A 25,265-nucleotide genomic window follows, 5' to 3' on the forward strand; every position below is an offset into this window, starting at 1 on the left:
TTATTTAATTATTTAAAAGATTTTATAACATAAAATCTCATTAATATAGCAATCCTAAAATAAAAAAGATAATAGTAATATTATAACTCTACTCAAATCTTTTTAAAACAAAACTAATATAAAAACAATATAATAAAACTTTTGCAAATGAAATAAAAACATAAGATCATTAATTTATTTAAAATTACATTTATATAAAAGGAGGGAGTAATTATGAAAAAATTTTTATCGATTTTACTAGTATTGATGTTAGGTATTGGAATTTTATCAGGTTGCAAAGGGGAAGAAAGACAATCTGATGCAGCACATACAGAAACAACAGAAAAAAGTAAAAATGAAATTCCAACCATAAAAGGATCAAATTCTGAAGAAGTTCTTTTAGCAATGAAAAAAATGGGCTTTCCAGAAGCAAAAGGACACGTAACCGATACAGGTATTATTTATCAAGAAACTAATGGCATATACAGTTACGACATGGACATTGTTCATAAATCCAATGAAATTTCTTTTATAAATTTTATTGTTACCAAAGATAAAAAAGGCAAAGAAATTCTTCCTGTATTTGCTACACTTGTTCATTCAGAGGACATATCTCAAGAAAAAGCAGAGAAATGGGTAAAAAATAATATTGGTAAAAAAACTAAAAAAACTTTTGGCAATACGACCTTTTCTATATATCAAACTAATACATCATATATCTTGGAAATAAAGAATAAGGATTACGAAGATGTTGTAAAATATAATTTATAAAAACATTGTAACTAAGTAATTTTACACCAATAAATACATTTAATTAATTTATATATTATTAAAGTACGTCATCAGATAAAAGAGCTTACAGAGGTAAGCTCTTTTTTTTAATACATAATAAAAACAAAAAAACAAAGCAATATAAAAAATACAGTTGTTAAGAAAAAAATATCATATAAAAATTTCTTATTATAAAGAAAATAAGCAAATTTAATTATCAATGGTAAATTTGTTGAAATATTATTCATAAAAATATAACTAAAAATACCGCACTTTTGACCGCACTTTTAATTATTTGAACATATAATTAAAATATTTCATAAAATAAAAAAAGGCTTGAAAGCCTTTAATATAACGCATTTAGATATTTTATTTATTTCACTAAATAATAAATAGTGGCGGAGAAGGAGGGATTTGAACCCTCGCGCCGCTTGCGCGACCTATACCCTTAGCAGGGGCACCTCTTCGGCCAACTTGAGTACTTCTCCGTAATCCGAATAAAAAAAAAGATATTAAATTTATTATCTTAATGGCCGAGAGGGTGGGATTCGAACCCACGTGGGCTTGCACCCTAACGGTTTTCAAGACCGCCCCGTTATGACCACTTCGGTACCTCTCGGAATTCATTAAGCTCAATTATATTATCATATACTTACCCTTTTGTCAATAATATATACGATAATTTTTTATATTTATTTCTTACCGCTCATTTCCAAAGTCTTGTTTATGCTTTCAAGAAGAGCATCTATTACAATACCGCGAAATCCGGAATACTCCAAAGAGTTCACACCTTTTATCGTAGTACCACCAGGAGAACATACGGCATCTTTTAATTTGCCCGGATGTTCACCAGTTTCCAAAACCATTTTTGCTGAACCCATTACCATCTGTGCCGCAAGTTTATATGCCATATCTCTTCCAACACCACTTTCAACAGCAGCATCTGCCAAAGCCTCAATAAACATATAAACATAAGCAGGGCCACATCCGCTTAAGCTCCCTGCAGTGTCAATAAGGCTTTCATCAACCCTTTCACTTTTGCCAAAACTGTTGAAAATATTTATAACATCATCAACATCTTCATCTGTTGCATTCTCATTCGGACATATAAGCCCCATACCTTCCATTACCAAAGCCGGAGTATTTGGCATTGTTCTTACAAGCCTTATGCTTTTACCAAACATATTTTCAATATTTTCTATACTTTGCCCTGCGGCAATGGTTACAATAAGTTTACTCTCATCAACGATATCTTTGATTTCATCTATTACTGTTTTATAAATATGAGGTTTTACAGACAGAAACACTATATCGGAGTTTTCAACCACGACTTTATTATCTTTTGTGATATTAACACCGTATTTTTCTTTCAATTTTTCTAAAGAAGATGTTGACATATCACCTGCAGTAATATCTTTACCCTTAACAAGCTCAGAATTTAAAATACCGCCAATTATAGCCGAACCCATATTTCCTACACCTATAAATCCTATTCTTTTATTCATTATGTATTCTCCTTTTAATTAAATAATATATTTTAAAATAAAAACCAAGTATTTGAATATTTAAAATCCTTTTTTATAATTCTCGAATAATCATCATAATCGGGACATACTTTATACAGCATATTATAAAACCCCTTTTGATGATTCATTTGTTTTATATGACACATCTCATGAAATATAACACTTTTTATTATATCTTTATTGTATTTTATCAAACATAAATTCAAGCATATAGTGTTTGTTTTTAAAGAATAACTGCCTAGTCTAGACTTCATCAATTTAATCTTCAAATTAAAATCTTTTTTTATTTTAAATCTTTCCATTTCTGCCATACAAGAATTTATCAACTCATCATTTAATAAATTGACAAATATCTCTTTTAAATATTCGTTGATAATTTTTATTTGCTCAGAAATATCTTCATATTCGGTAAATATATACAATATTTTATCTTTAATTTCAATTATATTTTTATTCGATTTTATTATCCTAATAAGGTACTCTCTTCCCAGTATAGATATATTTTTACAGTCTAAATCTTTGATATGACTATTTTTTGACATATCATCAATTCTCTTTTTTATCCACGGTTCTTTTTGTTTTAAAAGAGCATATATATAATCATTTTCTATATTTTTATTTGCATTTACAACAACATTTAAATCATCATCTATACGAATATAGATATTCTTTATATTTTTTCTGTTTATTATAACATTATAATCAAACATATATGTTATAACCTCTGTCATATTATTTTTATTATTTGTGTTTTTTATCTTTATAAAAACACAATAAACAATCTTATTATTTTTAGTTTAAAGAAGTAAAAATAAAATTTGTGTATATTATTATAACATATTTTAAACTTCTAATGAAAATGCTTTTTTATCATATAATAACAGAATATTATAACTGCTATGCTTAAAAGTATAACCCCTACATACCCATATTTCCAGGTGATTTCCGGCATGTAAACAAAATTCATTCCATACCATCCGACAATAAGCGTAAGAGGAGAAAAAACAGCAGTAATAATAGTCAGAGTCTGCATTGTTCTGTTTTGTCTTATATCCGCCTGAGCCTGATACAAATCCCTCAGATGTCTTGTGTACTCCATTAAAGTATCCACTTTGCTGTTGAGCCTGCTTACCTTATTCGTAAAAATCTTAAACAATCCCTTATAAGCATTTTCAAAAATATCTTCTTCATTTTCTTCAAATACCAACCCCATTTCTATAAGCTGATCGTAATAATTATTTAAAATTAGAAGCTGACGCTTCATGTTTACTATCATATAATTGAAGTTTTTCAAATCTCCGGTAAGAACCCTGTCTTCAAGTTCATTAATATTTGTTTCAAAATGTTCCAAATAATTTAAATCATTGCTAATTAAAATATCCAGAAAATCATACAAAAAATGAGCTATCGATGGATTCTTCCATTCTCTTCTTTCTTTTAATCTGTCTATTATCGGTTTTACTACATTGTCATTATCTATAAAATACATTCTGTGCTTTTTTATGTAGTATCCGAATTTTCCCTGAAATCCACCTTTACCCATCTTCGGAATGTAAAACGTGCCTACTATAATATCTCTGTAAACTTCTGATTTGGAAAAACTTATTTTATTAAAATCTATATAATTACTGTATATATCATTTTTTTTACATACTTCTTTCCACTCCTCAAAAGTAAGAACCACAATTACATCTTCCTTATCCGAAAGATTTTCTATACTGCCAATTTGCTCAAGCTCTCTGTTAAGCTTAAAATACATATTATCACCCCACATAGCAATATCATAAACTTACTTTTATCTTATTATACCCCAAACAAAAAAATATCCATATATAATATAAAAAAGAATATGACAATTCATATTCTTTTTTATTAATCTTATAATATTAAATAAACACAAAAAATATATTTAATATATTTAAATAATTGCCACTACTTCAACTTCAACAAGAACGTCTTTTGGCAGTCTGCTGACTTCAACACACGAACGGGCGGGTTTGCTTACAAAATACTCTGCATACACTTCGTTAAAATCGGCAAAATCCTCTATATCACTCAAAAAACAAGTTGTCTTTACTACCTTTGAAAAGTCAATACCCGCCGCTTTTAATATTTCACCTATATTTTCACAAACTCTCTTAGCCTGTACTTTTATGTCTCCTTTTATTATCTCACCGCTTTGTGGAATAATCGGAATCTGACCAGATGCATATAACATACCATTTACAATAATTCCTTGAGAATACGGACCTATTGCCGCAGGTGCTTTCTTTGTTGATATTACTTTCATATAAAATCTCCTCCATAAATTATTGATATATAAATTGATTTATTTAAGATTTATCAATATATTTTATAATGCTATTAACGTAAAAAATATGTGTGTTATTTTTAATTTTTCATTTACCATTCTAAGCATTTTCAATAATAATTCAAATATTTTATCACATTAAAAGCCTTATTGTTTTGAAATCAATTATAAACCTATTTATACTTATTATCAATAATAATCAAATGCTTTTCCATAAAAGTTTATTGAATATTTAAACTAATTACAAATAGAAAAAATATAAACTAACAGATTTTATATAATCAGTTATTCATAACCTTAAAAACTTTAAAAGAAAATGTTATCACTTAATAATCAAGATTTCATTTGTCACAATAAAAAGTTTTTTTGAATATATTATAAATGAAACAAATCTTATAAAGGAGGATTTAACAATTGAATGAAAGAAAATACAAACCATTGGTTCCTTATATGCCTTTAATACCAAAAGTTGCAAATGCATATGTACCTTTTCAACTGAATACGGATATGTATTCTCCTCATGAAGGATTAATGCAGCATGGAACCATGTTTGAAGCTTTATATTCACCATTTGAAGGAAATGTAAAAGGGAGTGACGTAATATGCAAATAGGAAACGGATGCGGTTGTACTGGACCGACTGACAATAACAACAATATAAACGATAATCAATTTTCAGACATGACAATGGAAGAAATTTATCACAATATAAAAATGTATACTTTTGCCGTTCAAGATACGGCGTTATATTTGGATACACATCCCAACGATTTAGACGTATTAAAAAGACACAATGAATTTTCCAAAATGCTTGATATGGCCAACGAAGCATACAAACAGTTCAATAACCCGATAGACAATACAGGTGCAAGCAGTGGATTTTGGCATTATATAGAAGGTCCTTGGGCCGCTCAAAATATGGATTGGAGGGATAATGAATAATGTGGGTTTATAAAAAAATGCTACAACATCCTGTTACGGTTTCAGGAAAAGATTTAAGAATGGCAAAAAATGTTTTGACACAATATGGTGGTCCTGACGGAGAATTAGGTGCATCATTAAGATATCTAACACAAAGATTCTATATGCCATTAAAAGAAGGTACAGCAATTTTAACAGACATCGGCAGTGAAGAATTGGGGCATCTGGAAATGATAGGCACCATATTTTCCGAACTTGTAAAAGGAGCAACAAAAGACGAACTTATCGAAAGCGGACTTGGCGGATATAATATAGAACACGGATGCAATCCTTTTTATGTAAATGTGGACGGCGTCCCTTGGAGTGCAAACTATATAGGTTCCAAAGGAGATCCTGAAGTAGATATGTATGAAGATATGGCTGCGGAACAAAAGGCAAAAATAACTTATGAAAACCTTATTAAAATGACTGACGATCCTCTCCTCAAAGATACATTAAGATTTTTGAGAGAAAGGGAAGTCGTTCATTTCCAGCGTTTCGGTGAAGTTTTAAGACTTGTACAAGAAGATAAAGAAAGAAAAAAAATATTCTGATCTAAACTAAGAGCTCTCATTTTGAGAGCTCTTAGTTTGTTATATATAAATAAATCACGACAACTAGTTTAAGGTAACAAACTCTTTAAACATACCTTTTATAAAAGGAATCATACCAATACTTTCCACTGACTTTGATGCGACTATATCGCTGGTACCAACTATATCATTACCGTCCTTCACCGTTACCGTTCCGAGCTTATCACCTTGTTTTACAGGAGCATCGACTTTTTTATTGTCAAGTTTAATATCCGTAGTGTAACTTTTATTTTCATTGCGTCCGCTAATAACCGAAACATTTTCTTTCGCAACTGCATCAATGGTATTTGCCGTCCCCTTATTAACCTCTACCTGAGCAAAACTTTTACCTTTTTGAATAACATTTACTCCTTTATAGTTATTAAATCCATAATTTAAAAGCTTATTGGCCTCAGAAAATCTCGTTTTTGAGTCGGGTGCACCGAGAATAACGGCAATAAGTCGTAGATCCCCGTCTTTTCCTGTAGCAGCTATACAGTGCCCCGCATCTGCGGTGTATCCTGTTTTAAGTCCATCAACTTTATCATTCATCTTAAGGAGCTTATTCGTATTGTTTAACGTTCTTTCTTTATCATTATTTTTTCCTATTTGTATATCTTTCTGCCAAGTAGAACTTATTTTAAATACATCAGGATATTTACAAACCTCTTTTGTCATAATGGCTATATCATATGCACAAGAATAATGATCATCAGCAGGAAGACCATTTGAATTTACAAAATGAGTATTCTTCATACCAAGCTCTTTAGCTTTATCGTTCATCATTAATATAAACTTCTCTATACTTCCGCCTATAAATTCTCCCATCGCCGCACAAGCGTCATTTGCACTTTCTATGATTATGGCATAAAACAATTCTTCAACCGTTCGGCTCTCACCTTCTTCCATAAATAGTTGACTGCCACCCATTTTACTCGCATAGTCGGATATTGTTACTCTGTCTGCCATATTAATTTTACCTTCGTCTATATCCTCTAAAATCAAGAGTATCGTCATTACCTTCGTAACACTGGCAAGAGAAAGCTTTTTATTTTTATTTTTTTCATATAAAACTTTTCCGCTCCCAGCATCCATCAATATAACAGCTTTACTTTCTACCTTCATACTTACTTCCTTTTTATCCTCAACGTCTTTTCCGTAAACAAAAGCCGGGGTAAATTATTATTATTTTTATAAAAACGCAGATGAAAATACTACCATAAACATAGGTACGATATAACTTTCTATATAAATTCCCAAGATATTCAATAAAAATGCTATTATAATATATATAGTGTAGCGTATGTAAAAAGCAGAGTTATTTACCTGTTTATATTTGTTTTTGTTGTTTTTTTGCACATTGAATTTAAAGGAAGATGCAGTTACCGTAGCAAAAAACAACGCAGCTGTTTTTATAATATTTTGAACGAGTAACATAACAGCCGCAAACACAATACCTTTAAGCCCAAACTGATATATAAAAAACGTACTTGTAAACCCAAGAATAAAACCCTTGTAAAAAACTACACTTACAGAATAAATCAAGCTCAAAGCACTAAGACCCAAAATCCATAAAAACACATATAATTTTAAATCTCTGTAAAGCGTAGTCATAAAAATATCTTTGCTGTTTATACCTGAAGTATCCTTAGAAAGAACAGAAAAAAACGAACTTATATAACCTACCAATTCTTCTGTTTGCTGAGAAGTTAAAAAATATATTGTAATGCCTCCAACAACCAATCCCAAAACAAACACAAAAGTAAAAAACAAGTATTTTTTCCTATTCTCTTTAAAGTGATAATTAATAAATTCTCTGATCATAATTTTTTATCCTCAATTTTACTAAGGACATAAAAAAGACATGCCCTGTTAATAAAGGGTATGTCCCAATTAATTCTTTTATGATTATTTCTTTAAATATTATTTTCAGTGCAATACTTAAGCACGGCACATATAAGTTTGCTGTCCTTGTACTTATTATTCAAAATATCTTCTTTCAAAGTTTTTATATCTACTTTTATCACATTTAAAAATTCATCTTCATCCAAATTCTGTGATGTTTCATATAAATCCTTTGCAAGATAAATATGCAATACTTCATTGCAATAACCGACAGCCGAATATATATCCATAAAATGTTCAAAATATTTTGCTCGGTATCCGGTTTCTTCCTCCAATTCTCTTATGGCAGCATCTTTCGGGTCTTCTCCATATTCAAGCTTCCCCGTTGGAAGTTCTGTTGTTATATCATATACAGAACATCTAAACTGTTGTACCAAAATGACCTCATTTGCATCAGTTAAAGCAAAGATAGCAGATGCCCCATCATGATCAAGGTCATCCCTTGTCGCTGTTTTACCGTTTGGCAAAAGTACATGATCTCTTCTTACATTGAATATGTTCCCTTTTAGCAGTTCTTCTGTTTTAATAACCTTCTCTCTTATTTCCACTATTGTTTTCCTCTTTCATTCAGCATATTTTTAAGTTCGTCCATAAAGCTGTTAACATCTTTAAACTGTCTGTATACGGATGCAAATCTTACATAAGCGACTTCGTCCAAATCTTTTAAATATTTCATAATCTGTTCTCCGATTATATCGGAAGATATTTCTTTCTTTGCTATTTTTTGAATATTGCTTTCTATCTCATTTACAATATGCTCTATCTGTTCAACGGATACAGGTCTCTTTTCACAAGATTTTATTATACCGTTCATAATTTTATTCCTGTCGAAAGACTCCCTTGTTCCGTTTTTCTTGACAACAATCAACGGAATCGTCTCTATCTTCTCATATGTCGTAAACCTTTTTTCGCACGACAAACATTCCCTTCTTCTTCTTATAGCTGTATTATCGTCTGTAGGTCTTGAATCTATAACTTTACTTTCCAAATAACCACAATACGGACACTTCATTTTATATCACCTTTCACACCAAATATTTCTGATATTTTAACAATTAGATTATATAATAAATAAATTCGTAATTCAATAATTAAATAAAAGCAGGTATATTCTGATATTATCTTATATATTTTTCAATTTATACTCTTAAAAAAATCCATAAAAATATACATGAATAACAATTAATAAAAGTAAAAAAGATTACAAAGGTCTTCTTTAATGTCAATCATATATTTCTTTATCGATTAGTTTAAGATTTACAAAATATTCATTTTCAAATTTTTTAATAATTTAATAAAAAATCATATAGCGTAACTTTTATATTAACCCCGTAAATCAAGGTACATTTGAAAATCTGACTCAATTAATATATAATTGATAAAAAATCAGAAAGGTATCAAATAGATGAATAAAGTAAAAGTTGAAATAATAAATAAATCTCCGTATCCTATACCAAAGTACGCAACCTGTGGAAGTGCAGGCGCAGATTTATACGCAAATATAACAGATAATATAACAGTAAATATGGGAGAAATAAAACTTATCCCTACAGGTATACACATAAAACTCCCAAAAGGGTACGAAGCACAAATAAGAGCAAGAAGCGGACTTGCCCTAAAACACGGGATAACCCTTGTAAACGGCATAGGAACAATAGACAGTGACTACAGAGGAGAAATAGGAATAATCCTTACAACATTAAAAAACGAACCTTTTACAATAACTCCCGGAATGAAAATAGCCCAAATGGTTATAGCGAAACACGAAGTTGCGGAATTTATAGAAGTGGAAAGACTTGAGAATACCAAAAGAGGCGACGGAGGATTCGGACACAGCGGAATATAAACCAGAAAGCAATATGCTTTCTGGTTATTTTTTCGGTTCTTTTATTGTAAAATAAATATAAGAAGAACTATACTTGTCATAATCATCTTTTTTTTCCGTAAAATAATCCACATCGACATTTTCGTTAATACTATAATTTATTTTTTTATAATACGAACCTTCTATAAATTTATCACAAAAATCCTTTGGCAGTTCATACTCCTCGAGCAAATCACTTGACAATGCTTTTACGTTTGCATCATTTAGCATTACATTTAATTTCAAAATATCCACTTTTGCTTTTTCCAAATTTTCTTCTTTACTTTTAGTTATATCAATATCAACATTGTAAATTACCTTTTCTATTAATCCTTCATTATTTACACTTACATTTATGCTTGAATTATATGCTTCATCATAATCATATAAATATCCCGCAACATCATATCCATGGGAATTATATTTTTCAAGCGGGTCATTAATTCTTACATTCACGCAGTCTATTTCAAATGAGCTTTGTAATGCATATACTGATTTTGATGAAATCAGAGCTTGATTATTTGCATTATTTGCGGAAAAAATAAAATGAGGAACATATGTAGCTATCAATAAAATAACCGGAATTAATACTATTGACAAAACATATTTCTTTGCTTTGGGAATTTCAATATCAAAAACTCTTGCGACTGTTTTTGCATTAGAACTTAATTCATTTGTCATTGAAGCAACCATCGCAACACTACCTATGGCAGAAATAGCATCCAAAGCATCAGAAGTGTTTTTTAGACTTTTATTATCAGACATATCAAGTAAAGTTGAAGCTCCCCTTGCACCTAAAAGCAAACTTATGCTTTTTGAATAATCCTTATTTGCTAATTTTAAATCTGCATGATTTACAATTTTAGTCCACTTTTCTTTTCTCATTCCAATCTTTGTATATAAAAAACAATAAATGAAAAATACTAAATAAACAACTACAATTCCGATATATGTCCATAACCCTGCAGTATAAAATCTAATAGAATTAAAAACCAAATCCCCAAGCATATTTAAAATTATCCAAAGAAATCCAATTGTTAAGGAAACAATTAAAAATGCCAATGAAAGACTTGGATAAAGACAATATTTTTTAACCAATTGTTTTTGCCCTTCGTCTAACATTTTTTTCACATCCTTTTATCACTTATTATATTTTAATTATAACTTATAAATATAAAAAATACTAATAAAATATAACAAGCGCAAAACCATATAATATTTACATACACTTTTATTAATAATCCATAATTCTTTTCATATATTTAAAAGAGGTGAAGCACATGAATTTATCACAATTAAAAGACAGAATAATAGTCAATATAAATAATGGTGAAAAACTGGGGATTTTAGGGAATTGTGACTTGCAAATAGATGAAAAAGAAGGTAAAATAGAAGCAGTATTGATTCCGCAAGGCAAAGCCAGAACTTTCTTTTCCGGCGAAATTCAGTACTTGACCATACCTTGGGAAAGTATCGTAAAAATAGGAATGGATACAATAATGATAGATATAAAAAAATAAATACACAGAGGTTTAAGCAATGAAAATTATTGTGCAAAAGTACGGCGGTACAAGCGTAAATACGGCAAAATCAAGAAGTATGATTATAAAAAACATGATTGATGCGATTGATGACGGATTTAAACCTATTATAGTAGTTTCAGCCATGGGGAGAAAACCTGAACCCTATGCAACAGATTCTCTTTTGGGATTGCTTCCGGACATGAAAAACGCAAATTTAAGAAATAAAGATTTACTTGCGAGCTGCGGAGAAATCATCACGACAGTTGTCGTAAGTGAAGAAATAAGAGCAAAAGGAATTAACGCAAGAGCTCTTACGGGAGGACAAGCCGGTATTGTAACCAACGAAAATTACGGAGACGGAAAAATACTGAAAATAGACACAAACAGATTAATGGAACTTGTAAATCAAGATATAGTACCTGTAGTTGCGGGATTCCAGGGAATGAGCAAAAACGGACAAATGCTTACACTCGGAAGAGGCGGCAGCGACATCACAGCAACAGCACTCGGCGCTGCTTTAAATGCAGAATTGGTTGAAATATATACGGATGTTGACGGTGTAATGACAGCTGACCCAAGAGTTGTTGAAAATGCCGAATTAATCGAAAACGTGGATTACGATGAAGTATTCCAACTTGCCGAATACGGAGCAAAAGTAATTCATCCGAGAGCCGTGGAATATGCAATGAAAGCCGATGTGCCTATAGCTATATTAAACACCCAAAAAGGAAGATATTACGGAGGAACGAGAATAGAAGATACACCTCAGGATATTTTCAGCGAAAAGCATTTTTCTGCAGTAACTCAAATAGACGGATGCAGCCAGGTAGATATTAAATTTACCGATATTAAAAAAGAAGACAGATTATTCGAAGTCTTGGCGGAACAAGAAGTATCAATAGATATGATAAACATATTCCCTGACAGAAAAACCTTTATTATAGATTCTGATAAACAGCATATAGTAGATAAAGCGATGTCAAAACTTGAACTTGAATATACAATATGCGACGGATTTACCAAAATAACAATAATGGGAAGAATGAAAGGAGTTCCGGGGGTAGTTGCAAAAATAATCGCAGCTCTTTATTCGAACAATATATTTGTTCATCAATCTTCGGATTCCAGCACGACAGTATCAGTTCTTGTCGATACAAAGCAGGCAAAAGATGCAGTAAATATACTTCATAAAAATCTAATTAAATAAAAAATACATAAATTTCAAATAATTGATAAAAATAAGAAAGGACAAAAGTTCTTTCTTATTTTATTATATTTGAAAGGAAATATTATGAAAGAAAAAAACAGAATGGAAAACGAGGCAGAATTCGATATAAGTCACGAATCGGATTTTGATGAAGAAACAATAAACAGATTAAAAGAGCTCGGACAAATGAATGACAAATACGAAAGCGGAATACAAACCATAAGCATAATAGGAGAAATAGAAGGACATATAGAAGCCGGATCTCCAAAAAAATCAACCAAATACGAACATATAATACCTATGATTATGGACGTCGAAGAAAAAGACGAAATAAAAGGAGTTTTGCTTATCCTGAATACAATGGGCGGGGATGTAGAAGCAGGCCTTGCAATATCCGAACTGATATCCGGAATGAGCAAACCATGTGTAACGCTGGTACTCGGAGGCAGCCACAGTATAGGTGTTCCCCTTGCTGTTAGCGGAACGTATTCATTTATTACTCCAACCGCAACAATGATGATACACCCTATCAGAACAACAGGTCTTGTAATAGGAGTACTTCAAAGCTTTCTTTATTTTCAAAAAATGCAGGAGAGAATAACGGATTTTGTAGTTGAACACTCAAACGTTGATAAAGATTTATTTAATAAAATCATGCTCAACACTGACGAACTCGTAAATGACATGGGATCCGTGCTCGTAGGAGAAGAAGCTGTTAAGATAGGGCTGATAGATGAAGTTGGATCTCTTAAAGACGCAAGAAATAAATTACTTGAACTTATAAAAGAATATGAGCATACCGGAAAAACAAACAAAAGCAAGAACAAATAGTTCTTGCTTTATTTTCTTTTCAAAACAAAACCCTTTATCTTGCCAAGCATATAAACATATGCATCAAGTTTAAATATATGACAGAAAATTATATAAAAAATTATACCGGATATAATTTGAATAAACAAAAGCAAAATATTTGCAACACTCAATATCATACTTAAACCATAAACCAAAATAGACATAACAATCGAAGCCAATAAATAAGGGAATATATCCCTCCATTGTTCTTTTATGGAATAATTAATAAGAGTTTTGTTCGGGAATCCGTTAATTACGGTTGCCAATAAAGAAAACAATATTTCACTTCCGACAATAGCATATACCCCAAAAGGGAAGCTCAAACCTATAAGGCATAAACCAAGTACACGTTTTATTATCTCCAACTTTAATCCGACATCACTTCTTCCAAGCGCATTTATTGCCTGTAAATTTGCCGAATGCATCGGATAAAAAGCATAAGCAATACAAACAAGTCTCATAAACGGAACAGCCCCCAGCCACTTGTCTGTAAACAAAAGAAGTATTAAAGGTTTTGCAACAGCAACAAGTCCAAACATAACAGGGAATATAACAAAACAATTAAGAGACATTGTTCTTCTAAGCATTTTTTTTAATTCTTCAACCTTATCTTGTTTGGTTGAAAGCACAGGAAGCATAACAGCCGATATTGCCCCTGTAAGCCCGTTCATCAAACTTGAGCCAAGCATATCTCCTCTGTTGTAATATCCAAGTACATCGGCTTTAAAAGCCTTACCGATAATGAGTGTTCTTACATTTGTATAGACCACACTTACAAGAGAAGAACAAACCAGCTTCCAACTGAAAGAATATAAAGCTTTAACCCTCTTCATGGAAAATACAAGTTTAGGCCTCCACTTTACACTAAACCAAAGAACAACAGTAAGCATAAAGTTATTCACTATTGCAGACAGTGCCAATGCCCATATCCCGGCTCCTGCATAGGCTAGAGATACACCGGTAATTCCTGCGGCAATACACCCCGTAAGGCTTGCCCTAAAGTTCTTTTTAAACTCAAGATTCCTCGCCATAATCGCCTGCTGCACAGTATTAAAGGCGGCAAATACCAATATAATTCCCTCTGCACGCAAAAGATACTTAAGTATATCCAAGTTATAAAACTGTGCAACATAAGGAGATATAAAAAATAATGCAGCATATAACACAAAGGATGCCGTAATACTAAAAAAGAAAATTGAAGAAGTATCTACTTCATCTATTTCCGCCTTTTGAATAAGGGCAGTACCAAATCCGCTTTGAACAAAAATATTTGCTACATTTATAAAAACAGTAATTATTGCCACAGCGGCAAAATCTTCGGGAAAAAGCTTTCTGGCAAGTAAAATTTGAATAATAAGATTTATAGCCTGTACGCTTATTCTTTCCATAAACTTCCATATTAAATTTACTATTACATTTCCCGAAGACAATTTTTTATCACTCATTTAATTCTCCAAATCAATTATATTAATCATCCAAGCACCTCGGCTTAACGAAAAAGCATCCAATCACAAAGTAATATACAACAGATACGGCGCTTATATAAGGATAATAAACCGAAGACAACATCATTATAATCTCACAGCTTATAAGCATAGAACCAACAAATAAATATTTTATATCAATTTTTCTGTTTCTTATTCCTCTAAACAAGACTTTAAAAAGGTAAAATGCAAACATAATATTTAACACAACAAAACTTATTCCTGCCACAACTCCCCCACTATGCGCAATTTGCAAATATGTATTGTGTGCATTTGCTTCAAGATATCCGCCTTGATAAGGAACTTTCAGTTTATCGGCATTATGCCCGGTCAAATTCAAATCATTAAGATACGTTCTCCAAATTTCCGCTCGTCCAGAAGAGAAAGAGTTACTGTCTCCAATTCCTTTTTTCCCTCTTTCCGCCGCACCTTGCAGTTGTCCTTTTAAATCAGTAATCTCATTATAGCTGCTCTCAGGATTAAACACTATCTTAAAAGACTGACCGAAAATATTTTCTTCCAAACTCAAAATAAAGTTACTGACATATGTAAGAAGAGAAAACATCAGAATAAGAGATACAAATGATGACACAAAAATTTTTATCACTCTTCCAATCAAATCCCTCAAATTATAACTTCTGTCTATAATCATATATATAACGTATATAAAAAATGAAAAGCCCAAAGAAAGATAAGTGGTTCTGGATTTTGTAAATATACAAAGCGCAAATATACTCCCTATCAAAAACATATTGATAATCCTGTCTTTCTTATTATCATTAATCTCATACAAATATAAAACAACAACAAAAATCACCGATAAAAAAGAACCGAGTCCGTTGGGATTTCCGAGAAAAGATGCATACTGCCCATTGGAAAGAGGAGAAATAAAAACAGAAACAATAAGCATTAAAATATAACTGTATCTTGCTCCCAATGACATCATATAAAGAAAATTATTATAATCATTACCTACCGTAAAATAAAATACGGGAAGCACAAATAAAAGTATAAAAGATATTAATATAAAGGCAGCGACTTTATGCAAAACAGCTGAAATAAGAAAAAATATCCCAACAAAAAAGAATAAAATAACAACTGGCTTATTTATTAAATCCCCAGAAGATATGTGATTATCGGCAAAAAACCAAATTACAACAAACGTAATAAAAATCCCTACAATAGCGGCTACAGAGCTGCTCCCGCTATATACGCCAAGGGAAGATAAAAACATATTGCAAAACAATAAGAAAAAGCTAAAAGTTATTATTTTAGCTTTAACCTTATTAGATACATTTTTATTTTTTTTAGATATTATATTCAATAAATTAATCAAACCATTACCCATAACCACAACTCCCTTATATTACGAAATTTTAGAATGAAAGAATACAGATTATAAATATAATTTCTCCCAATCATTTTTTACTGCATGCCAAGAATATTTATTGTAAAGAAGGTTGCTTTTTTTTGTATTATCGAAAAGAACTTCTTTATTTATTACTTTTCTTAAATACCTGTTAATTTCAGAAAAAGAATTATATATAATGTAATCTATACCCAAATCATCAAACTCTTTATAAATAATCCATGACGGATTTAACAGAATGCTTCCGCTGTAAACACATTCTTGAATTGAGGCGGAAAAAGCATCGCTATCCTGTGCATGAATAAAAACATCCGTGGCAAGTCTTAGCATTGCAGCATGCTCCTTATTTAAGAAGTCTTCTATTATAGTATATTCGACATTCATCTTACTTAACGAATCCAAAATCTCACTTTTATATTCATTACTCGTAAGCCCATAGCTAAGCTGAATTACTATATTTATTTTACTTAATACACTATCTTCAAGCTTACCAATCTCCTTTAATACATCCAAATGATGCTGCCTTATATTTCCGTTATACCCTATTGCAACACTTGTTTTATTTTTATTTATCCCAAAAAATTCTTTACATTCTTCTTTGCTTTTATCTTTTTTTACCTGATTTATTACATCATAAATAGATATACCAAATTTTGCTCTGACTATTTTATTATTATATGTATCCCCAAATACATCATGAAAATACTTATCCATTCCGTCTGAAGAATAAGATATATACTTAGCTTTATTAAGACAAGGTATGGCATTTCTCAACTGCCCCTTATCTTTTGATAATAAATCGGATCCCCAGTATGTACATATAACTTTCTCAGCATATTTGACTATATGATTATTTAAGAAAGTTATCATAAAATTGCTGGGAACAGAATGAATATGAACAACATCAAATTTACCCTTTTTATACTCTTTTTTTACCTTCTTCTTCATATTAATAAGAGTCCTAAGTCTCGGTATAAAATCAAATAAAAAGGTTCCTTTGTCTGTATTTAAAATATTAATGTTGTTTTCATCATAAAACTTCTTAAAATCTTTGTTTGTTACTGATTTGGAAACTACAAATATATCATTCGATTCCTTTAAAAGAATGTATTCTATATACTCTTTTATCCAAAACGAATCTGCATTTCCTATTAATAAAATTTTCATCTATTTCCTGCCACTGAAAAATTCTTTTATTTTATCTGTTACAATTATAATATCTTCGTCTTTTAAGTACGGATGCATTGGAATTGATAATACACAATCACAAAGCATAATTGTATTTTCTAAATCTTCTCCTTTGTAATCTACATAATCAAAAGCCTTTTGCTTATGCATTGGCTTTGGATAGTATATCATAGTAGGAATACCGTTATCTTTTAAGAATTCTTGAAGATTGTCTCTCATTTCTCTACTTTGTAAAGTGAGAGTATACTGAGCATAACTGGAATAAAATCCGTCCTTAATAACAGGTGTTTTTACTATATCTTTTAATTCTTTTGTGTATTTTCTAGCCACTTCATTTATATCTTTTAACTCATAATCTTTAAATGCTTTTAATTTAATTGACAAAATAGCTGCCTGAAGCGTATCAAGTCTTGAGTTTACACCGATTCTTACATTATCATACTTCATTGAGCCTTTACCGTGCACTCTGTAAGACTTTAAAAGCTCACAAATTTTATCGTCATCCGTAAACACAGCGCCTCCGTCTCCATAACAACCGAGAGGCTTAGCGGGGAAGAATGAAGTCGTGCTTATATCGCCAAAGCTGCATGCTTTTTTGCCGTTTATTTCTCCTCCAAAGCCTTGAGCTCCGTCTTCAAGAATTAATAAACCATATTTATCAGCTATTTTTCTTATTTTCTCATAATCGGCAGGAAGTCCGAATAAATCAACTGCAACTATAACTTTAGGTTTAAGTTTCCCGTCTTCTTTAATCTTTAATATAGCTTTTTCAAGCTTATCAGGACATATATTAAAACTGTCTTTATCCACATCAACAAAGATAGGCGTAGCCCCTATATGAGATACTACCTCTCCCGAAGCAAAGAAAGTAAAGTCGGGAACGAATACTGCATCACCTTCTTTTATTCCCCAAGCCATTAAAGCAAGAGAAAGAGCATCTGTTCCGTTTGCACAAGTTACGCAGTGCTTTATTCCAACATACTCTGCAAGTTCTTTCTCAAGAACCTCCACTTGTTTTCCGCTTATAAAATTACAGTTTAACATCACTTCTTCACAAGCTTTGTCTATATCGTCTTTTAATACCCTATATTGTGTTTTTAAGTCTCTGAATTCCATATCTATCCTCACTGTTTCAATATATCTTCATATAAATCATATAAAACTTTTTCGTCTATGCTCCAGTTAAAATGTTCCTTGATTGCCTTTCTTCCGTTTTCCCCCATTTGTCTTGCAATATCAGGGTTTTCGCTTAAATACTTTATTGCACTTGCTATTTCATTACTGTTACTCGAATCCACAACCAAACCGAATTTATATTTTTCCATAACCTCTCTTGCATACGGATAATCATTGCTTATAACAGGAAGCCCCATAGACATAAATTCGTATATCTTCGTAGATAAATTTGAAAGAACCGAATACTGCCCTATATTCAAAAGAACATTTGCACCTATTGTAGATTCTTCGTACATTTTTAGAATATCGTCTCTATTTAAATATCCTCTAAAATCTACGCATTCATATTCTACCTTATTCTTTAATTCTTCACCATATGAAGCAGGAACGAAGTTCCCTCCCAAAATGAGTTTTGCACCGGACTTATAACAACCTTCAATTAATTTGGTTATTCCTCTGTTTGCATTAAGCCCCCCAGCATAACATACAACAGGATTAGAATAATCTTTATCATTTTTATCATATTTATCATATAATTCTTCCAAAATAGGAGTATTGTTTACATAAACAAATCTTTTACTCCTACCTTCAAAAGGATGTTTCCCAAACATGGGACAAGGAAAAATAACACCGTCTATTTTTTTCGTTACTTTGCTTTCATAGCTTTTAAATACTTTTGAAATAAAACCTCTGAGAAATTTGGGAATGTAATATTTTTCCTTTATCTGTTCACTGTAATTTTCATGACTGTCAAATATTACACTTTTGCCTTTCTTTTTCAATTTCAAACCGTAAGGAAGAAGTTCGGGATCATGAAAGTGATATATGTCAGCATCAATTTCAAGAGCTTTTTTATAAATATCCTTTGCGGTAAAAAGCATTCTGGATAATCTTCCTCTGTTTATATCTCCTATTCCCACAATATTTACATTTTTACTTTTATAGCTTTCGCCTTTTGAAACCAAGTACACATCATATTCTTCTTTCTTTGCCAAAGAAACACACTCTTTTTCAAAAATTCTTATATCTGTAGGTTTATGTGCACTCGTCATATGACAAACCTTAATCATCATTACTCCTCACAAGACTATCCTTGTCTTTTTTATATTCTCTTCCACAGCTGCATTTTAAATCTTCGCCAAGCACATTACCGCACTCACATACAAATCCGATTTGCTTTGCGGGAACCCCGGCATAAAGGGCATAATCGGGAACATCCTTTGTAACAACAGCACCGGAAGCAATCATCGCCCATTGACCGATTTTATTACCACAAACTATTGTTGCATTCGCACCTATGCTACATCCGGTATCAAGTAAAGTTTTTTTATAACCCCTTGGTCCTTTAGGATATTTTGCTCTGGGTGTTAAATCGTTGGTAAAAACCATAGAAGGACCGCAAAAAACATAGTCTTTAAGTTCTACTCCTTCGTATATTGATACGTTGTTTTGAACTTTGCACCCATTACCGATTTTAACATTGTTTGATACATTGACATTTTGTCCAAAAGAGCAGTCCTTTCCTATTCTTGCACCCTTTTGAATATGACAAAAATGCCATATCTTGGTATTTTTACCAATTATGACATCTTCATCTACATAGCTTGATTCATGAACAAAATATTCACTCATTAAAATTCACCTTCCATATCGGTACTTGCAAAATCCGTCAATGGAAGTTTTACTGCACAACCATCTTTTTGTGATTTATAAATACTTAAAACAAGTTCGAGAGCATTTCTTCCTGCAACAGCATCCACATAAGGCTTTCTATCTTGCTCTATAGCTTCTATAACATCTCTAAATAAAGATGTATGCCCGTTTCCGTAAACATTGCTTGTTTGTTCTTCAAGACCTTTATTTTTATTATCTTCATCTGTTTCATCGGCAAAATCCCAAACATCTATATTATTTGTAGATTTACCACCAAGTTTAACAGTTCCGTTTTCACCAAATAAATATAATGTTTCTTCAAGGTTTTTAGGATATACATTTGTTGTTCCTTCTATTGTTCCAACTGCACCGTTTTTAAATTTAACAACTGCCATGCCGATATCTTCAGCTTCAAGGTAGTGGTGAAATTGTTGTTTTGTAACTCCGTATACTTCTTCTATTTCATCTCCCATCATCCATCTAAGCAGGTCTATTCCGTGAATGCACTGATTCATAAGTGCACCACCGTCTTCTTTCCATGTTCCTCTCCATGGAGCTTGTTCATAATAATTTTTATTTCTGTTCCATCTTACATGAATTGAACCGTGAGAAAGCTTACCAAATCTTCCACTTTCAAGGGCTTTTCTCATTTCTTGAACGGCAATATTAAATCTGTTTTGATGACAAGCAGATACTTTTACACCTTTTTCATCAGCTCTTTTTATAATCTCATCAGCATCTTTAATACTCATTGCCATAGGTTTTTCTATTATTACATTTATACCTTTATCTATTAAATAAAGAGCTATCTCAGCATGAGAACCGCTTTCCGTTGCAATACTGACAAGTTCCGGTTTAATTTCTTCAACCATAACCTTATAATCATAATATCTTTTTATGCTTTCATCCTTTTGCAAATCGTGTTTTAAAAGAAGCTCTTCCATTCTTTCATCTAAAATATCACATACGGCACATATCTCCAAACTGTTATTTACTGCCGCTTTTATATGATTCGTGGATATTCTCCCACAGCCAATTAATGCATACTTCATTTCAAATTCTCCTAATTATAAAACTTCAATATTATCTCTGTTTTTAATTTCTTTCATGGCATTCTTTGTATCAAAGATTGCCTTTGCGCTTTTGCTTACCATTTTGTAATCTACATTACTATGAGATGCTGTAATAACAATCAAATCGTATGAAGCAATTACTTTTTCGTCTATTTTATCAATACCCTTTTTAACTTTCCCCTCGTTTTTATATTCACTTATATACGGATCATAAAATTCGGTATTTGCTCCGTTTTGTTCAAGTATTTCTATTACCTCTATTGCAGGAGACTCTCTGTAATCGTCAATATCTTGTTTGTAAGCAACACCTAAAACCAATACATTTGATTTACTTAGAGCCTTTCCGTGTTTATTAAGAATTTTCATTGCTCTTTCTACACAGTATTCAGGCATTTTATCGTTAATCATCATTGAGCTTTCAATCATAGATGTATGAAATCCGTATTCTCTTGCCTTCCATGATAAATAATATGGGTCAAGTGGAATACAATGTCCACCAAGACCAGGCCCTGGATAGAAAGCTTGAAAACCATATGGTTTTGTCTTCGCCGCATCGACAACTTCCCATAAGCTTATTCCCATTTCATGGCATAACATCGCCAGTTCGTTAACCAAACCAATATTTATATTTCTGTATGTATTTTCAAGAATTTTTTCCATTTCCGCAACAGCAGGAGACGATACGGTATGAATATCTCCTTCCAAAACAGAACTGTACATCCTTGATATAACTTCGGTGGCATCTTTTCCTATTGCCCCTACAACCTTTGGAGTATTCTTTGTTTTGTATATTAAATTTCCCGGATCTACTCTTTCAGGGGAAAATCCCAGATAAAAATCTTCCCCGCATTTAAGTCCTGCGCCTTCTTCCAAGATTGGTTTAATTAATTCTTCCGTTGTTCCCGGATATGTTGTAGATTCCAATACAACCATAGTTCCTTTTGTAAGATATTTGGCAATTTCTATACTTGAATTTTTAACATATGAAATATCTGGTTGTTGATGTTTATCAAGAGGTGTAGGGACACAAATTGCTATAAAATCCACGTCTTTTACAAAACTGAAATCAGTTGTCGCAGACAACATTTTAGAATCAACAAGTTCTTTCAAATCACTGTCTACAACATCCCCAATGTAATTTTGAGCTTTGTTTACCATTTCAACTTTACTTTGTTGAACATCAAATCCTATTGTTTTATATCCTGCTTTCGCTTTTTCAACAGCGAGAGGAAGCCCTACATAACCAAGTCCCACAACGCCTACGACTATTTCTCTTTTTTCGATTTTTTTTAAAAGTTCATTTTTCATATTATTCACCCTGCTTTATTTCTTTATGGAATTTATAACATCTATTAATTTATCGGTTAATTTATCAAAGCTGAATTCTTCACTTGCCCTTTTTGCATTAGCACACAAGTCTTGATAATTCTCCTTATCTTCGATTATTTTTAGTTTAATATCTTCTACATAATCTTTTAAATCATCATACTTTTTACATATACCTACTTTATTATCTTCTATTAAATTATAACTTCCCAAGTTATAATTTGCGCTTATAGGTTTACCGCTTGCCATATATTCAAAAAGTTTATTCCAGCTTACCCCGTAAGCACCTATATTTCCGGATATACCGCTGATTAAATTCAAATCACTTTTTGATAATATATAAGGTATATATTTTTTCTCTACTCTTCCTTTAAAAACGACATTATCAAGAGACATTTTACCGGCTAATATTTCAAGAGGTTCCTTTCTCGGTCCGTCTCCGTATATTATGAACTTCGCATTTTTATATCCTTTTGAATTCATAATATCCGCCATATAAATAACTTCATCAACATTGTTCACGTCTCTGATTGATCCTGCATATACAATTTTGAATAAATCATCGTTTTCCAAATCATCATCATTAAACTGATAATTTTTCTTATTGTATGCAAATTCTTCAAGATCCACTCCGTTATTAATATAAAAAACTTTATCCAAAGGTATATCTTTAATCCACTTTCTGTCTTCTATATATTTTGCTCCACCGGGTATAGTAAAAATTATGGCATCTGATTTTTTATAAATCCATTTTTCACCCTTGTAAAGAATTTTTGCAATAAAACTGTTCCTTTTTATTATACCATATTCTACCAAACTCTCAGGCCACAAATCTCTTACTTCGCTTATACACGGTATATTAAACTTATTTTTTAATTTTATACCGGCAACAAGTGCCAAAGGATGTACTGAAGAAGCATAAATAACATCAGGTTTATCTTCGTTACTTATATATTCTCCTACGACTTTTTTGACATTCTTGTAATAAGAAATCATATTTTTAATTCTGCTTTTACCATTGCCGCTATACTTTGTCGTATCGACAAAAACATAAGGAACATCATCCTTACCTTTTTTCTCGATATATTTCATACCGTTAAGTTCAATGACCTCATCACTGTTATGCAAAGTACTTGCACAAAAAATTTTTACTTCGTGTCCTTTTTTCATTAAATATTTTGCAAAACTTTGATGTCTGCCAAGCCCATCGAAATACATATTAGTGGCATAATGATTCAAAATCCATATCTTCATATATTACTCCATATGTTATCTTATTTTACGAACAGGACTTCCCACATAAGTCCCCTCTTCGGTTATTTCTTTTATAACCACACTTCCCGCACCGATAACAACGTCACAATTAATATTTATATTATTCTTTATGCTGCTTCCAACACCTATCCAACTTCTTTCTCCGACTTTAACCGCTCCACCCATATGAACTCCGGGAGAAATATGCACATAATCGGATATCACACTGTCATGGTCTACAGAAGAAGAAGTATTTATGATAACGTGATTACCTATATGAGTCGCGCTGTTAATAACTGCTCCACCCATAATAACACTTCCATTTCCGATATGAACATCTTCACCTATCACTGCACTCGGATGAATAAAAGAAGCATAATTCAGGTTATATTTTTTTGATATTTTTTCTCTTACGGAATTGTTTCCTATAGCTATAATAAACTTTGTATCCATATCATATTTCAAACAATCCTCTACTTTGCCCCTTACACATACACCTAAAATTTTACTCCCGACTTTCAAGTTATCATCCAAAATATCTATATGGTTAGGCTCAACTCCGTTTTTCTTTATAATATCTACAATGACTTTAGCATGTCCGCCGCCACCGATTACAACAATTTTACTCATTAAGCTACCTCTTCGGCTTCTTTAGAGCCGGTAAATTCTTCCATAGTTACAGATGTATCACTGCTTATTCCTTCTTTTACAAAAACTTTCTTAATTGTTTTAAAAAATATAATTACATCCATAAGAAAAGAAGAGTTATTCACATAAAAAATATCCAACTCAAATTTTTCTTCCCAGCTTATTGCATTTCTTCCGTTTATCTGCGCATATCCTGTAAGTCCGGGTCTTACATCATGCCTATGTGCTTGTCTCTCATTATACAAAGGCAAATATTTTACCAAAAGAGGTCTTGGTCCGACTATACTCATATCTCCTTTGAAAATATTAAATATTTCCGGAAGCTCATCTAAACTTGCAGCTCTTAAAAATTTACCAAAGGACGTAAGTCTCACTTCATCAGAAAGTAATTGTCCGTCTTTATCGGTTTCGTCAGTCATGGTTCTGAATTTATACATAGTAAATATTTTACCATTAAGCCCCGGTCTTTCCTGCTTAAATAAAATAGGAGAACCTAGCTTCGTTCTTACCATAACAGCAACAATCAACAAAACTGGACTCAAAACAATCAGTCCGATTAAAGATAAAAGAAAATCTATAAATCTTTTTATGTATTTATCGTAAAAAGTTCTTTTCCTAATCATAA

General features: G+C 31.6%; 28 protein-coding genes and 2 tRNA genes. 8 read left to right on the plus strand and 22 right to left on the minus strand.

What is annotated here, in order from left to right:
• The first annotated feature begins 213 nt into the window (after positions 1 to 213).
• Positions 214 to 750: a hypothetical protein gene (locus QZ357_RS05255; RefSeq protein WP_290772766.1), complete on the plus strand. Its 537-nt coding sequence runs from the start codon at positions 214 to 216 to the stop codon at positions 748 to 750.
• Positions 751 to 1,146: 396 nt separating this feature from the next.
• Here QZ357_RS05255 and QZ357_RS05260 read toward each other — a convergent pair.
• The 6 genes from QZ357_RS05260 to QZ357_RS05285 form a co-directional block, all read right to left on the minus strand.
• Positions 1,147 to 1,238: transfer RNA gene (locus tag QZ357_RS05260), tRNA-Ser, on the minus strand.
• Between the two features lie 42 nt (positions 1,239 to 1,280).
• Positions 1,281 to 1,369, minus strand: a tRNA-Ser gene (locus tag QZ357_RS05265).
• Positions 1,370 to 1,442: 73 nt separating this feature from the next.
• Positions 1,443 to 2,255: a pyrroline-5-carboxylate reductase gene (gene proC, locus QZ357_RS05270; RefSeq protein ID WP_290772769.1), complete on the minus strand. Its 813-nt coding sequence runs from the start codon at positions 2,253 to 2,255 to the stop codon at positions 1,443 to 1,445.
• A 32-nt stretch (positions 2,256 to 2,287) separates the two neighbouring features.
• Entirely contained in the window at positions 2,288 to 2,986 is a 699-nt protein-coding gene (locus QZ357_RS05275) for a SprT-like domain-containing protein (protein WP_290772772.1), read from the minus strand.
• Positions 2,987 to 3,126: 140 nt separating this feature from the next.
• Positions 3,127 to 4,035 (minus strand): CorA family divalent cation transporter, encoded by a 909-nt coding sequence (locus QZ357_RS05280; RefSeq protein WP_290772776.1) that lies wholly within the window; start codon positions 4,033 to 4,035, stop codon positions 3,127 to 3,129.
• 159 nt (positions 4,036 to 4,194) lie between these two features.
• On the minus strand, positions 4,195 to 4,566 hold the full coding sequence (locus QZ357_RS05285; RefSeq protein WP_290772779.1) for a RidA family protein: 372 nt from the start codon (positions 4,564 to 4,566) through the stop codon (positions 4,195 to 4,197).
• A 435-nt stretch (positions 4,567 to 5,001) separates the two neighbouring features.
• Here QZ357_RS05285 and QZ357_RS05290 point away from each other — a divergent pair, with 435 nt between their 5' ends.
• The 3 genes from QZ357_RS05290 to QZ357_RS05300 are packed head-to-tail and all read left to right on the plus strand — an operon-like array spanning position 5,002 to position 6,100.
• Positions 5,002 to 5,199, plus strand: a complete 198-nt coding sequence (locus QZ357_RS05290; protein ID WP_290772782.1) for a spore coat associated protein CotJA — start codon at positions 5,002 to 5,004, stop codon at positions 5,197 to 5,199.
• Positions 5,190 to 5,528 (plus strand): spore coat protein CotJB, encoded by a 339-nt coding sequence (locus tag QZ357_RS05295; RefSeq protein WP_290772785.1) that lies wholly within the window; start codon positions 5,190 to 5,192, stop codon positions 5,526 to 5,528. The genes QZ357_RS05290 and QZ357_RS05295 overlap by 10 nt, the downstream gene beginning before the upstream one ends.
• Positions 5,528 to 6,100: a manganese catalase family protein gene (locus tag QZ357_RS05300; protein WP_290772787.1), complete on the plus strand. Its 573-nt coding sequence runs from the start codon at positions 5,528 to 5,530 to the stop codon at positions 6,098 to 6,100. Before QZ357_RS05295 ends, QZ357_RS05300 begins: the two co-directional genes overlap by 1 nt.
• 63 nt (positions 6,101 to 6,163) lie before the next feature.
• Here QZ357_RS05300 and QZ357_RS05305 read toward each other — a convergent pair whose 3' ends face one another.
• The 4 genes from QZ357_RS05305 to nrdR all read right to left on the minus strand — a co-directional run bounded on the left by QZ357_RS05305 (position 6,164) and on the right by nrdR (position 9,035).
• On the minus strand, positions 6,164 to 7,243 hold the full coding sequence (locus QZ357_RS05305; RefSeq protein WP_290772790.1) for a D-alanyl-D-alanine carboxypeptidase family protein: 1,080 nt from the start codon (positions 7,241 to 7,243) through the stop codon (positions 6,164 to 6,166).
• Positions 7,244 to 7,309: 66 nt separating this feature from the next.
• Positions 7,310 to 7,942, minus strand: coding sequence for a stage II sporulation protein M (gene spoIIM, locus QZ357_RS05310; RefSeq protein WP_290772792.1), 633 nt, complete (start codon positions 7,940 to 7,942; stop codon positions 7,310 to 7,312).
• A 92-nt stretch (positions 7,943 to 8,034) separates the two neighbouring features.
• Positions 8,035 to 8,571, minus strand: a complete 537-nt coding sequence (locus tag QZ357_RS05315) for an NUDIX hydrolase (protein ID WP_290772795.1) — start codon at positions 8,569 to 8,571, stop codon at positions 8,035 to 8,037.
• Positions 8,571 to 9,035, minus strand: a complete 465-nt coding sequence (nrdR, locus tag QZ357_RS05320) for a transcriptional regulator NrdR (protein ID WP_290772798.1) — start codon at positions 9,033 to 9,035, stop codon at positions 8,571 to 8,573. Before nrdR ends, QZ357_RS05315 begins: the two co-directional genes overlap by 1 nt.
• A gap of 393 nt (positions 9,036 to 9,428) precedes the next feature.
• Here nrdR and dut point away from each other — a divergent pair, with 393 nt between their 5' ends.
• On the plus strand, positions 9,429 to 9,869 hold the full coding sequence (gene dut, locus QZ357_RS05325) for a dUTP diphosphatase (protein WP_290772801.1): 441 nt from the start codon (positions 9,429 to 9,431) through the stop codon (positions 9,867 to 9,869).
• A 24-nt stretch (positions 9,870 to 9,893) separates the two neighbouring features.
• Here the strand turns inward: dut and QZ357_RS05330 are convergent, their stop codons facing one another.
• Positions 9,894 to 11,009 (minus strand): hypothetical protein, encoded by a 1,116-nt coding sequence (locus tag QZ357_RS05330; protein ID WP_290772803.1) that lies wholly within the window; start codon positions 11,007 to 11,009, stop codon positions 9,894 to 9,896.
• A gap of 158 nt (positions 11,010 to 11,167) precedes the next feature.
• On the opposite strand from QZ357_RS05330, the gene QZ357_RS05335 reads away from it, so the two are divergent.
• From QZ357_RS05335 to QZ357_RS05345, 3 genes are all read left to right on the plus strand, one after another.
• Positions 11,168 to 11,407: a YlmC/YmxH family sporulation protein gene (locus tag QZ357_RS05335; protein WP_290772805.1), complete on the plus strand. Its 240-nt coding sequence runs from the start codon at positions 11,168 to 11,170 to the stop codon at positions 11,405 to 11,407.
• A 19-nt stretch (positions 11,408 to 11,426) separates the two neighbouring features.
• Positions 11,427 to 12,617 carry an aspartate kinase gene (gene dapG / locus QZ357_RS05340; protein WP_290772807.1) on the plus strand — a complete coding sequence of 397 codons (1,191 nt, stop codon included), beginning with the start codon at positions 11,427 to 11,429 and terminating at the stop codon, positions 12,615 to 12,617.
• Positions 12,618 to 12,701: 84 nt separating this feature from the next.
• Positions 12,702 to 13,448, plus strand: a complete 747-nt coding sequence (locus QZ357_RS05345) for an ATP-dependent Clp protease proteolytic subunit (RefSeq protein ID WP_290772809.1) — start codon at positions 12,702 to 12,704, stop codon at positions 13,446 to 13,448.
• Between the two features lie 8 nt (positions 13,449 to 13,456).
• On the opposite strand, the gene QZ357_RS05350 is transcribed toward QZ357_RS05345, so the two are convergent.
• The 11 genes from QZ357_RS05350 to QZ357_RS05400 are packed head-to-tail and all read right to left on the minus strand — an operon-like array spanning position 13,457 to position 25,263.
• Positions 13,457 to 14,914 carry a lipopolysaccharide biosynthesis protein gene (locus tag QZ357_RS05350; protein ID WP_290772811.1) on the minus strand — a complete coding sequence of 486 codons (1,458 nt, stop codon included), beginning with the start codon at positions 14,912 to 14,914 and terminating at the stop codon, positions 13,457 to 13,459.
• A 22-nt stretch (positions 14,915 to 14,936) separates the two neighbouring features.
• Positions 14,937 to 16,301 (minus strand): O-antigen ligase family protein, encoded by a 1,365-nt coding sequence (locus QZ357_RS05355; protein ID WP_290772813.1) that lies wholly within the window; start codon positions 16,299 to 16,301, stop codon positions 14,937 to 14,939.
• 48 nt (positions 16,302 to 16,349) lie between these two features.
• Positions 16,350 to 17,489 carry a glycosyltransferase gene (locus QZ357_RS05360; RefSeq protein WP_290772816.1) on the minus strand — a complete coding sequence of 380 codons (1,140 nt, stop codon included), beginning with the start codon at positions 17,487 to 17,489 and terminating at the stop codon, positions 16,350 to 16,352.
• Positions 17,490 to 18,626 carry a DegT/DnrJ/EryC1/StrS aminotransferase family protein gene (locus QZ357_RS05365; protein ID WP_290772819.1) on the minus strand — a complete coding sequence of 379 codons (1,137 nt, stop codon included), beginning with the start codon at positions 18,624 to 18,626 and terminating at the stop codon, positions 17,490 to 17,492.
• 8 nt (positions 18,627 to 18,634) lie between these two features.
• Positions 18,635 to 19,759: a glycosyltransferase gene (locus QZ357_RS05370; RefSeq protein ID WP_290772822.1), complete on the minus strand. Its 1,125-nt coding sequence runs from the start codon at positions 19,757 to 19,759 to the stop codon at positions 18,635 to 18,637.
• Positions 19,749 to 20,318, minus strand: a complete 570-nt coding sequence (locus tag QZ357_RS05375) for an acyltransferase (RefSeq protein ID WP_290772826.1) — start codon at positions 20,316 to 20,318, stop codon at positions 19,749 to 19,751. Before QZ357_RS05375 ends, QZ357_RS05370 begins: the two co-directional genes overlap by 11 nt.
• Positions 20,318 to 21,391, minus strand: coding sequence for a Gfo/Idh/MocA family oxidoreductase (locus QZ357_RS05380; protein WP_290772828.1), 1,074 nt, complete (start codon positions 21,389 to 21,391; stop codon positions 20,318 to 20,320). The genes QZ357_RS05375 and QZ357_RS05380 overlap by 1 nt, the downstream gene beginning before the upstream one ends.
• A gap of 15 nt (positions 21,392 to 21,406) precedes the next feature.
• Entirely contained in the window at positions 21,407 to 22,720 is a 1,314-nt protein-coding gene (locus tag QZ357_RS05385) for a nucleotide sugar dehydrogenase (protein ID WP_290772831.1), read from the minus strand.
• A 15-nt stretch (positions 22,721 to 22,735) separates the two neighbouring features.
• Positions 22,736 to 23,992 carry a glycosyltransferase family 4 protein gene (locus QZ357_RS05390; RefSeq protein ID WP_290772833.1) on the minus strand — a complete coding sequence of 419 codons (1,257 nt, stop codon included), beginning with the start codon at positions 23,990 to 23,992 and terminating at the stop codon, positions 22,736 to 22,738.
• A gap of 15 nt (positions 23,993 to 24,007) precedes the next feature.
• On the minus strand, positions 24,008 to 24,622 hold the full coding sequence (locus tag QZ357_RS05395) for an acetyltransferase (protein WP_290772836.1): 615 nt from the start codon (positions 24,620 to 24,622) through the stop codon (positions 24,008 to 24,010).
• A complete protein-coding gene (locus QZ357_RS05400; protein ID WP_290772838.1) occupies positions 24,622 to 25,263 on the minus strand; it encodes a sugar transferase in 642 nt (213 codons plus the stop codon). The genes QZ357_RS05395 and QZ357_RS05400 overlap by 1 nt, the downstream gene beginning before the upstream one ends.
• Positions 25,264 to 25,265 lie beyond the last annotated feature (2 nt).

The sequence above is a fragment of the Anaerofustis sp. genome, from assembly GCF_019420015.1.
Taxonomy (GTDB): domain Bacteria; phylum Bacillota; class Clostridia; order Eubacteriales; family Anaerofustaceae; genus Anaerofustis.

Bases quoted from the DNA above. Each gene is read 5' to 3' on its own strand.
- QZ357_RS05330 (WP_290772803.1), bottom strand. From the start codon at position 11,009: ATGTTAGACGAAGGGCAAAAACAATTGGTTAAAAAATATTGTCTTTAT.
- proC (WP_290772769.1), bottom strand. From the start codon at position 2,255: ATGAATAAAAGAATAGGATTTATAGGTGTAGGAAATATGGGTTCGGCT.
- QZ357_RS05335 (WP_290772805.1), top strand. From the start codon at position 11,168: ATGAATTTATCACAATTAAAAGACAGAATAATAGTCAATATAAATAAT.
- QZ357_RS05400 (WP_290772838.1), bottom strand. From the start codon at position 25,263: ATGATTAGGAAAAGAACTTTTTACGATAAATACATAAAAAGATTTATA.
- QZ357_RS05375 (WP_290772826.1), bottom strand. From the start codon at position 20,318: ATGAGTGAATATTTTGTTCATGAATCAAGCTATGTAGATGAAGATGTC.
- QZ357_RS05275 (WP_290772772.1), bottom strand. From the start codon at position 2,986: ATGTTTGATTATAATGTTATAATAAACAGAAAAAATATAAAGAATATC.
- QZ357_RS05300 (WP_290772787.1), top strand. From the start codon at position 5,528: ATGTGGGTTTATAAAAAAATGCTACAACATCCTGTTACGGTTTCAGGA.
- QZ357_RS05355 (WP_290772813.1), bottom strand. From the start codon at position 16,301: ATGGGTAATGGTTTGATTAATTTATTGAATATAATATCTAAAAAAAAT.
- QZ357_RS05350 (WP_290772811.1), bottom strand. From the start codon at position 14,914: ATGAGTGATAAAAAATTGTCTTCGGGAAATGTAATAGTAAATTTAATA.
- spoIIM (WP_290772792.1), bottom strand. From the start codon at position 7,942: ATGATCAGAGAATTTATTAATTATCACTTTAAAGAGAATAGGAAAAAA.
- QZ357_RS05305 (WP_290772790.1), bottom strand. From the start codon at position 7,243: ATGAAGGTAGAAAGTAAAGCTGTTATATTGATGGATGCTGGGAGCGGA.
- QZ357_RS05295 (WP_290772785.1), top strand. From the start codon at position 5,190: ATGCAAATAGGAAACGGATGCGGTTGTACTGGACCGACTGACAATAAC.
- dapG (WP_290772807.1), top strand. From the start codon at position 11,427: ATGAAAATTATTGTGCAAAAGTACGGCGGTACAAGCGTAAATACGGCA.
- QZ357_RS05370 (WP_290772822.1), bottom strand. From the start codon at position 19,759: ATGATGATTAAGGTTTGTCATATGACGAGTGCACATAAACCTACAGAT.
- QZ357_RS05365 (WP_290772819.1), bottom strand. From the start codon at position 18,626: ATGGAATTCAGAGACTTAAAAACACAATATAGGGTATTAAAAGACGAT.
- QZ357_RS05385 (WP_290772831.1), bottom strand. From the start codon at position 22,720: ATGAAAAATGAACTTTTAAAAAAAATCGAAAAAAGAGAAATAGTCGTA.
- QZ357_RS05395 (WP_290772836.1), bottom strand. From the start codon at position 24,622: ATGAGTAAAATTGTTGTAATCGGTGGCGGCGGACATGCTAAAGTCATT.
- nrdR (WP_290772798.1), bottom strand. From the start codon at position 9,035: ATGAAGTGTCCGTATTGTGGTTATTTGGAAAGTAAAGTTATAGATTCA.
- QZ357_RS05380 (WP_290772828.1), bottom strand. From the start codon at position 21,391: ATGAAGTATGCATTAATTGGCTGTGGGAGAATATCCACGAATCATATA.
- QZ357_RS05280 (WP_290772776.1), bottom strand. From the start codon at position 4,035: ATGTATTTTAAGCTTAACAGAGAGCTTGAGCAAATTGGCAGTATAGAA.
- QZ357_RS05255 (WP_290772766.1), top strand. From the start codon at position 214: ATGAAAAAATTTTTATCGATTTTACTAGTATTGATGTTAGGTATTGGA.
- QZ357_RS05390 (WP_290772833.1), bottom strand. From the start codon at position 23,992: ATGAAGATATGGATTTTGAATCATTATGCCACTAATATGTATTTCGAT.
- QZ357_RS05360 (WP_290772816.1), bottom strand. From the start codon at position 17,489: ATGAAAATTTTATTAATAGGAAATGCAGATTCGTTTTGGATAAAAGAG.
- QZ357_RS05285 (WP_290772779.1), bottom strand. From the start codon at position 4,566: ATGAAAGTAATATCAACAAAGAAAGCACCTGCGGCAATAGGTCCGTAT.
- QZ357_RS05345 (WP_290772809.1), top strand. From the start codon at position 12,702: ATGAAAGAAAAAAACAGAATGGAAAACGAGGCAGAATTCGATATAAGT.
- dut (WP_290772801.1), top strand. From the start codon at position 9,429: ATGAATAAAGTAAAAGTTGAAATAATAAATAAATCTCCGTATCCTATA.